General features: G+C 70.4%; 8 protein-coding genes. All 8 read right to left on the minus strand.

Features of this window, described 5'->3' with window-relative positions:
* Positions 1-138: 138 nt before the first annotated feature.
* From ABZ796_RS27470 to ABZ796_RS27505, 8 genes are read right to left on the minus strand one after another with little or no spacing between them, the layout of a single operon-like run.
* Positions 139-1,281 (minus strand): acyl-CoA dehydrogenase family protein, encoded by a 1,143-nt coding sequence (locus tag ABZ796_RS27470; RefSeq protein ID WP_357341340.1) that lies wholly within the window; start codon positions 1,279-1,281, stop codon positions 139-141.
* Positions 1,278-2,465, minus strand: coding sequence for an acyl-CoA dehydrogenase family protein (locus tag ABZ796_RS27475; RefSeq protein WP_357341342.1), 1,188 nt, complete (start codon positions 2,463-2,465; stop codon positions 1,278-1,280). The genes ABZ796_RS27470 and ABZ796_RS27475 overlap by 4 nt, the downstream gene beginning before the upstream one ends.
* A complete protein-coding gene (locus tag ABZ796_RS27480; protein ID WP_357341344.1) occupies positions 2,462-3,694 on the minus strand; it encodes an acyl-CoA dehydrogenase family protein in 1,233 nt (410 codons plus the stop codon). Before ABZ796_RS27480 ends, ABZ796_RS27475 begins: the two co-directional genes overlap by 4 nt.
* 2 nt (positions 3,695-3,696) lie before the next feature.
* Positions 3,697-4,731 carry a phosphotransferase family protein gene (locus tag ABZ796_RS27485; protein ID WP_357341345.1) on the minus strand — a complete coding sequence of 345 codons (1,035 nt, stop codon included), beginning with the start codon at positions 4,729-4,731 and terminating at the stop codon, positions 3,697-3,699.
* Entirely contained in the window at positions 4,728-5,363 is a 636-nt protein-coding gene (locus ABZ796_RS27490; RefSeq protein ID WP_357341347.1) for an HAD family phosphatase, read from the minus strand. Before ABZ796_RS27490 ends, ABZ796_RS27485 begins: the two co-directional genes overlap by 4 nt.
* Positions 5,360-6,361: an NADPH:quinone oxidoreductase family protein gene (locus ABZ796_RS27495; protein WP_357341348.1), complete on the minus strand. Its 1,002-nt coding sequence runs from the start codon at positions 6,359-6,361 to the stop codon at positions 5,360-5,362. The genes ABZ796_RS27490 and ABZ796_RS27495 overlap by 4 nt, the downstream gene beginning before the upstream one ends.
* Entirely contained in the window at positions 6,358-7,134 is a 777-nt protein-coding gene (locus ABZ796_RS27500) for an SDR family oxidoreductase (protein WP_357341350.1), read from the minus strand. The genes ABZ796_RS27495 and ABZ796_RS27500 overlap by 4 nt, the downstream gene beginning before the upstream one ends.
* Complete coding sequence (locus tag ABZ796_RS27505; protein WP_357341352.1) at positions 7,134-7,889, minus strand: SDR family oxidoreductase; 756 nt, start codon at positions 7,887-7,889, stop codon at positions 7,134-7,136. The genes ABZ796_RS27500 and ABZ796_RS27505 overlap by 1 nt, the downstream gene beginning before the upstream one ends.
* Between the last annotated feature and the right edge of the window lie 309 nt (positions 7,890-8,198).

The raw sequence follows: 8,198 nt of genomic DNA on the forward strand, positions 1-8,198 counted from the left end.
ACGTAGCCCCCCCCCGCCTGGTCGAGCCGCCGGAGCCGCTAGGCGGTGGCGTGTCGAGACCAACACAGTCCTATCGAGCGCCGATGGGACTGTGTTGGTCTCGACACGCTCGCTTGCGCTCGCGGCTCGACCAGCGGTCTAGATGTCGACCAGGGCCCCGAGGCGGTCGCGGTGGAGGCCGGGGAGGCCGTACGCGATCTGGTCGGCCTTGGCCCGCTTCAGGTAGAGGTGGGCGGGGTGCTCCCAGGTCATGCCGATGCCGCCGTGCAGCTGCACCGCCTCCTCGGCCGCGGTGACGGCCAGGTCACCGCAGTACGCGGCGGCGACGTGGGTCGCGATCTCGGTCTCCTCGGCGTCACCGAGCGCCAGCGCGCCGGCGGCGTAGCGCGCGGCCGCGCCGGCACCCTCGACGTTGGTGTAGAGGTCGGCGAGCCGGTGCTTGAGCGCCTGGTAGCCACCGACGATCCGGCCGAACTGACGCCGGACCTTGAGATACTCCACCGTCGTGGTCAGGCACCACTGCGCCACCCCGACCTGTTCGGAGGCCATCAGCGCGGCCCCGGCCAGCAGACCGGAACGTACGGCGTCGGCACCGTGCTCGGCGGCTACGACCATCTCACCGGCGGCCGGGTCGAGGCGTACGTCGGCGAGCTGGCGAGTCATATCGAGCGAGCTGACCGGGGTGATCGTCGCGGCGGCCGCGGGGATGGCTCGGATCTCTACGCCTTCGGGGGTTGCTACCGGGACCAGGATCGTGTCGGCTTCCAGGGCGCCAGCAACGCTCGTCACGGACCGTGTTGGTTTCGACACCGGCTCGCTGGCGCTCGCCGGGCTCAACCAACGAGGGCTGACGTCGGTCGAGCCGCCGGAGCCGCTGGGCGGAGGCGTGTCGAGACCAACACACAGCGCAGCGGTCCGCTCCCCCGCGGCCAGGCCGGCGAGCAGGTCGGCTCCGGCCTCGGTGGGTGCGGCCAGCAGGACCGTGGTCGCCACGACCGCGCTGCTCAGGAATGGCACCGGGGCGACCGAGCGGCCCAGCTCCTCCAGCACCACGGCGGCCTCGCGGGCCGATGCCCCGGCTCCGCCGTACGACTCCGGGATCAGCAGCCCCGCGAGCCCGAGCTCTCCGGCGATTCCCTTCCACAGGACCGGGGTGAGCGAGCTGTCTCCGTCGTACGCCTTCACCACCTCGGCGGGGTCGCAGCGCTCGGCCAGGAACGACCTGACCGTGGCACGCAGGTCGGCATCGAGCTCGTTGTCGAGCAGTTCGACATCACTCATCGCGGGATCTCCTTCCAAGCCACGTCCTTGTCGACCCGGTGCTCCCCGGGGAGGCCGAGGACGCGCTCGGCCACGATGTTGCGCAGGATCTCCGAGGTGCCGCCCTCGATGGAGTTGCCCTTCGCGCGCAGGTAGCGGTAGGCGGCGTCGCGGCCGCCGAAGTCGACGTGCTCGGGCCGGACCATCGCCCAGCCGTCGCCGTCCTCGTAGCGAAGACCTTCCTCACCACGGAGCTCGAGGTCGAGCCCGGTGAGCCGCTGGTTGATGGTGGCGAAGGACAGCTTCATCGCCGACCCCTCGGGGCCGGGCTGGCCGACGGCCAGCTTCTGCCGCAGCCGTGCCCCGGTCAGCCGGGCCACCTCCGACTCCACCCACAGTCTCAGCAGCCGGTCGCGCAGCTCCGGGGTGTGGTTCTCCGGATGCTCCCGCCAGGACTCGGCGACCACGCCGAGCATCCCGCCCTCGCGCGGCATGGCGGCGCCGCCGATCGCGACGCGCTCGTTGTTGAGGGTGGCGTTGGCGACCTCCCATCCCTGCCCGACCGCGCCGAGACGGTGGGCGTCGGGGATGCGGACATCGGTCAGGAAGACCTCGTTGAACTCCGCCTCACCGGTGATCTGGCGCAGCGGCCGCACCTCGACGCCCGGATCGTGCATATCGCACAAGAAGTAGGTCAGACCCCGGTGCTTCGGGACGTCCGGGTCGGTGCGCGCGACCAGGATCGCGAAGTCGGCGTTGTGGGCGCCCGAGGTCCACACCTTCTGCCCGTTGACGACCCATTCGTCGCCGTCGAGGACCGCCCGCGTCGCCAGCCCGGCCAGGTCGGAGCCGGCGCCGGGCTCGGAGAAGAGCTGGCACCAGATCTCGTCGCCGCACCACAGCGGTTCCAGGAAGCGAGACTTCTGCTCCGGGGTGCCGTAGGCGAGGATCGTCGGCGCAGCCATGCCGAGCCCGATCCCGTTGCGCCGCGGGTTGTTGTCGGGGGCGCCGGCCGACTCGAAGAGGTCTGACACCAGCGGCTGCAGGGCCCGGGAGGCCCCGAGACCACCCTGGCCCTCGGGGAACGCGACCCACGCCAGCCCGGCCTGATAGCGGGCGTGCAGGAAGGCGCTCGGCTCCGTCGTCGCGACCGGGTGCTCGGCCAGGAACGCCTCGACCCGGCCCCGGATCTCCTCGGGAGTCACTGCCGGCCCTCGCGCCGCGCCGCCTGCTTGCGCAGCTCGGCCTTGGCCAGGGCGTTCTTGTGCACCTCGTCGGGGCCGTCGGCGAACCGCAGCGTACGGATGCCGGCGTAGGACTTGGCCAGCGGGAAGTCCTGGGAGAGGCCGCCGGCGCCGTGCGCCTGGATCGCCTTGTCGAGGATCCACTGGACGGTCGCCGGGGTGGCGATCTTGATCGCCTGGATCTCGGTGTGGGCGCCCTTGTTGCCGACGGTGTCCATCAGCCAGGCGGTCTTCAGGACGAGGAGGCGCAGCTGCTCGATGCGTACCCGCGACTCGGCGATCCAGTCGCGGATCACGCCCTGCTCGGAGAGCGGTTTGCCGAAGGCGACCCGCTCCTCGACGCGGGCACACATCAGCTCGATCGCCCGCTCGGCCAGGCCGATGGAGCGCATGCAGTGGTGGATGCGACCGGGACCCAGGCGCGCCTGCGCGATCGCGAACCCCATGCCCTCGGTCCCGATGAGATTGCCCACCGGCACGCGTACGTCGGAGAAGACGAGCTCCGCGTGACCGCCGTGGTCGTGGTCGTCGTAGCCGAAGACCTCCATGCCGCGCTTGATCGTGAGGCCCGGGGTGTCGCGCGGCACCAGGATCATCGACTGCTGCTTGTGCCGCTCGGCGGACGGGTCGGTCTTGCCCATCACGATGAAGATCTTGCAGTTCGGGTTCATCGCGCCGGTGATCCACCACTTGCGACCGTTGATGACGTACTCGTCGCCGTCGAGCGCGATCGAGGTCTCGATGTTGGTCGCGTCGGAGGAGGCGACGGCCGGCTCGGTCATCGCGAAGGCACTGCGGATCTCGCCCTCCAGCAGCGGCGCGAGCCACTCCTTCTTCTGCGCCTCGTTGCCGAAGTCGTGGAGCACCTCCATGTTGCCGGTGTCGGGCGCGGCGCAGTTGAACGCGGCCGGCGCGAGGTGGCTGCGGCCGGTGATCTCGGCCAGCGGGGCGTACTGCAGGTTGGTCAGCCCCGCCCCGCCCTCACCGGGCAGGAAGAGGTTCCACAGGCCGCGCTTGCGGGCCTCGGCGCGGATCTCGCCGAGGACCGGCACGCCGTCCCAGGCCCATTTGTCGTCCTGGGCCGCGAGCTGCTCGTCGAAGACGGCCTCGTTCGGCTCGACGTACGTCTTCTGGAAGTCCCATACCGAGGCGACGAGCTCCTCGGTCCTGGCGTCGGGTGCGAAGTCCACGCTTACTGTCCCTTCATCGCGTTGATGCCCATGTCCAGGAGCGGGTGGATCCCGTCCCCGATCTTGTCGAAACCGGGCCCGACGGTCTGGCCCTTGAGGTAGCGGTAGTGGATCCCCTCGAGGATCGCGGCGAGCTTGTAGGCGGCCAGCCCGAGGTAGAAGCCGAACTCGCTCAGGTCGCGCGGGCTGGCCGCGTCGTAGCGGGCGATGATCTCCTCCTCGGAGAGCCAGCCGGGTGCGTTGCTGACGTCGGTCACCGTGCCGTCGCCGGAGACCGAGGCCATCCGCTGGTAGGTCAGCAGGATCGCCAGGTCGGTGACCGGGTCGCCGAGCGTGGCCATCTCCCAGTCGACGACGGCCCTGATCTGGTCGGCCTCGTCGGTGAGGACGTTGTCGAGCCGGTAGTCGCCGTGCACGATCCCGGGCCCGGTCGAGGCGGCCTCGGCAGCACCCACCCGCGCCTCCAGCAGCGCGTGGAGCTCGTCGGCGGCAGGAAGATCGCGGGAGTACGACGCCTCGAGCTGCTTCTTCCAGCGCCTGACCTGCCGCGACAGAAACCCCTCGGGACGGCCGAACTCGCTCAGCCCGACCGCGGCCGGGTCGACCGCGTGCAGCGCGGCCATCACGTCGATGAGCTGCTCCGAGATCGCCCTGGTCCGCTCGGCGCCCAGCGGCTCGAGCTCGCGGGCGTAGCGGTAGGGCCGGCCGTCGACCTTCTCCATCACGTAGAACGGCGACCCGAGCACGTCCTCGTCGTCGCAGAACGCGAAGGTGTGCGGCACCGGCACGTCGGTCTCGCGCAGCGCGCTGATCACGGTGTGCTCACGTTTCATGTCGTGCGCGGTGGCGAGCACGTGCCCCAGCGGCGGGCGCCGGACGATCCACTCGTGGGTGCCGTCGGAGACGGCGTACGTCAGGTTGGACTTGCCCCCGGAGATGTGGGTCGCGCTCAGGCTGCTGCCCGCGCCTTCCACGTTCTCGGCCAGCCAGGGGCCGAGGCGTTCCAGGTCGAGGCCGGGCAGGGATTCGGTCGTCACGCGGCACCTCCGAGTGCGGGAATCATGCGGGCGAGCGCTGCTCGGGTGCTCGCCGGGTCGGTATGGAGCAGGGCGTCGAGACCGACCGCGCGGGCCCCGAGGACGTTGGGCTCTGCATCGTCGATGAAGAGGCACTCCTCGGCGGGGAGACCGAGCCTGCTCAGGGTGCGGTCGAAGATCGGCGCCTCCGGCTTGCGCATGGCGACCTCCTCGGAGATCACCACCACCTCGAACAGCGCGTCGACCTGCTTGCGGGGATAGAAGTTGCCCCAGCTGTTGGAGAGCAGGGCGAGCCGGATGCCGGCGTCGCGGAGCTCCTCGGCCAGCGCGAACATCTCCGGGTCGGGCCGCATCCCGGCGAAGAGCCGGGACAGGACGCCTTCGGGATCGACCGGGCTACCGTCGTACGTCTCCAAGCGGGCCGCCAGGAGCCTGTCGAACTCCTTGACCGAGAGCTCGCCGAGCTCGAGGCGGTGGATCGGGGTGCCGGCGTCGGCGTAGCGACCCAGCCACTCCTTGAGCACCGTCGTGAAGCTCTCCGGCTTGATGCCGTCGGCCTTCAGCCAGGCCCGGATCGAGTCGCCGATCGGCGTGGTCAGCACGCCGCCGTAGTCGAAGATCACGGCCTTCATGCGACGTACACGACCCGTCCGACCGTGGTGCCGTCGGCAAGACGTTGTACGCCGTCGGCCACCTGCTCCAGGGACAGCTCCTCGCTGACCAGCGGCTTGATCGAGCCCTCGGCCGCCATCCGGGTGAGCTCGGCGTGGCACTGCTTGACGAGCTCGGGGCCGAGCATGTTGTAGAGGCCCCAGTGGAGCCCGACGATCGAGTAGTTCTTGATCAGGGCGTGGTTGAGCGCGGCCTCCTGGATACGGCCGCCGGCGAAGCCGATGATCAGGATCCGGCCCTCGAAGGCGATGCACTTGGTGGAGCGGTCGTAGGTGTCGCCGCCGACGGGGTCGTAGATCACGTCGGCGCCCTTGCCGCCGGTGACCTCCTTGACCACCTTCACGAAGTCCTCGGTGTGGCGGTCGATGACGTGGTCCGCACCCAGCTGTCGGGCGACCTCGGCCTTCTCGGGTCCGCCGACGACACCGATCACCGTCGCGCCGGCGGCCTTGCCGAGCTGGATGGCGGCACTGCCGACCCCGCCTGCCGCGGCGTGCACGAGCAGCGTCTCGCCGGGCTGGATGTGGGCGCGGCGGTGCAGCCCGAACCAGCCGGTCTGGTAGCCGATGTAGAGGCTCGACGCCTCCGCGTCGGTGAGCGCCTCGGGAGCCGGGAACGTGGTCGCGGCGTCCATCAGAGCGAGCTCTCCGAAGCCGCCGTATGGCAGCGATCCGCCGCCGATCACGCGATCTCCGACCGTCAGGTCGCTGGTCGAGCCTGTCGAGACCACGCCCTCGCCGAGCTCGACCACCTCACCGCACAGCTCGACGCCGGCGGTGAACGGCAGCTCGGGCTTGACTTGGTAGAGGCCCCGGGCCATCAGGACGTCGGGGAAGTTGGCCGGGCTGGCCAGCACCTTCACGACGAGCTGCCCGGCCCCGGGGGACGGGTCGGGCACCTCCTCGAGCCGCATCACGTCCTTGGGCTCACCGAGCTCGTTGATCCGCCACGCCTTCATACCTGTCCCTCCACGTGCTGCCAGAGTCGATTCATCCCGCCAAGCCACTTGTCGGTCTGCGTCGCCCGCGCGGCGTAGTAGTCGCCCACCTCTGGGTGCGGCAGCACCAGGAAACGGTCGTCGCTCGTGGCCTCCCAGGCCGCGTCGGCGACCTGCTCGGGCGTCAGCGCTCCGTCGCGGCTGAGCAGGCCCGCCATCGGTCCCGATCGCTCGAGCATCCCGGTCTGCACGCCCTGCGGGCAGACCGCCTGGACGACGATCCCGTGATGGCGGTAGGTCGCCGAGAGCCACTCCGCGAAGGCGACCGCGCCGTGCTTGGTGACCGAGTAGGTCGGCGTCCCGACCATCATCAGCAGGCCCGCCGCGCTCGCCGTCACCACGTAGCGACCGGCCTTCCGCTCGACCCATTCGGGGACGAGGAGCCGCGCTGCCCTGACATGGGCCATGACGTTGACCTCGTACGACGCCTGCCAGTCCTCCTCGGGACAGTCCAGGCCGATGCCGCGGTCGATGCCGGCATTTCCGTACCACGCGTCGATCTGGCCGAGGTGGTCCTTCGCCGCGTCAACCAGGGTCGTCACCCCCTCGACGGAGGCGGCGTCACCGGCCACCGGATGGGCGCCGATCTCCGTGGCCGTCTCGGCCAGACGTACGTCGTCGATGTCGTTGACCACGACGCGGACACCCTCGGCGACGAGGCGGGCGGCCAGGGCGCGGCCGATCCCGCCCGCGGCGCCGGTGACGACGGCAGTGCTGCCGGGTGCGATCGGCATCAGACGCGTCCGCCGGCGAGGGTGAGGCCGCCGTCGACGGTGACGAGCTGGCCGGTCATCCAGCCGGCGTCCTCGGAGAGGAGGAACGAGGCGACGCCGGCGATGTCCTCGGGGGTGCCGAGGCGCTTGAGCGGGTAGGCCGCCGAGACCTCCTGCTCGCGGCCCTCGTAGAGGAGCTCGGCGAACTTGGTCTTCACCACGGCCGGGAGGATCGCGTTGACGCGCACCTTCGGCCCGAGCTCGACCGAGAGCTCCTGCGTGATGTAGCTGAGCATCGCCTTGCTGGCGCCGTAGGTGGCGATCAGCGGCGTCGGGGCCAGGCCGGCCACCGAGGAGATGTTGACGATCGCGCCGCCGTGCTCGGACATCCACTGCCGCCAGACCTGCTGGGTCCAGCCGATCGGCGAGAGGCAGTTGACCTCGACGGTCTTGCGGGCCGACTCGCGGTCCATGTCGATCAGGCCGCCGGCCTTCGGGTTGATGCCGGCGTTGTTGACCAGCAGGTCGGCGCTGCCGAACGTCTCGATCGCGGTCGTCACGACCTCCTCCTGGTGGGCCGGGTCGTCGGCCTTCCCGGCGATGCCGAGGGCGACCGCCTTGCCACCGAGCCCGTCGACCGCCTCCGCGAGCGCCTCGGGCTTGCGTGCCGTGATGACGACCTTCGCCCCCTCGTCCACCAGCCGCTGGGCGATGCCCAGACCGATGCCCCGGCTGGCCCCGGTGATGATCGCCGTACGTCCCTCGAACCTCGACATGCTCATTCCCTCGTGTGCTCGGCTAATCTAAGCGCTTGCTTAGGTGGTGACAGCGGTCACTCTACGGGGTCGCCCAAGAACATGGAAGGTCGACGTCCAAGCAATGCCGAGAAGTCAGCCCGGTCGGCCGAGGCGTCACTGCGGTCGGCCGAGGCGTCAACCCCGTCGGCCGAGGTGGCACGGTCGTGACCACTCGACCGACCGGAGCGACATCTCGGCCGACGGGAGCGACGCCTCGGCAGTGCCTGGTCCTCGTCGACCTGGCCGAGGAGCTGGCCGCCATCGACCCGAAGCTCAAGGAGCTCTACG

The sequence above is a fragment of the Nocardioides sp. NPDC047086 genome (assembly GCF_040643685.1).
Classification (GTDB): Bacteria; Actinomycetota; Actinomycetes; order Propionibacteriales; family Nocardioidaceae; genus Nocardioides.

Coding starts and splice junctions, on each gene's coding strand:
- ABZ796_RS27470 (WP_357341340.1), bottom strand. CDS start 1,281: ATGAGTGATGTCGAACTGCTCGACAACGAGCTCGATGCCGACCTGCGT.
- ABZ796_RS27490 (WP_357341347.1), bottom strand. CDS start 5,363: ATGAAGGCCGTGATCTTCGACTACGGCGGCGTGCTGACCACGCCGATC.
- ABZ796_RS27495 (WP_357341348.1), bottom strand. CDS start 6,361: ATGAAGGCGTGGCGGATCAACGAGCTCGGTGAGCCCAAGGACGTGATG.
- ABZ796_RS27500 (WP_357341350.1), bottom strand. CDS start 7,134: ATGCCGATCGCACCCGGCAGCACTGCCGTCGTCACCGGCGCCGCGGGC.
- ABZ796_RS27505 (WP_357341352.1), bottom strand. CDS start 7,889: ATGTCGAGGTTCGAGGGACGTACGGCGATCATCACCGGGGCCAGCCGG.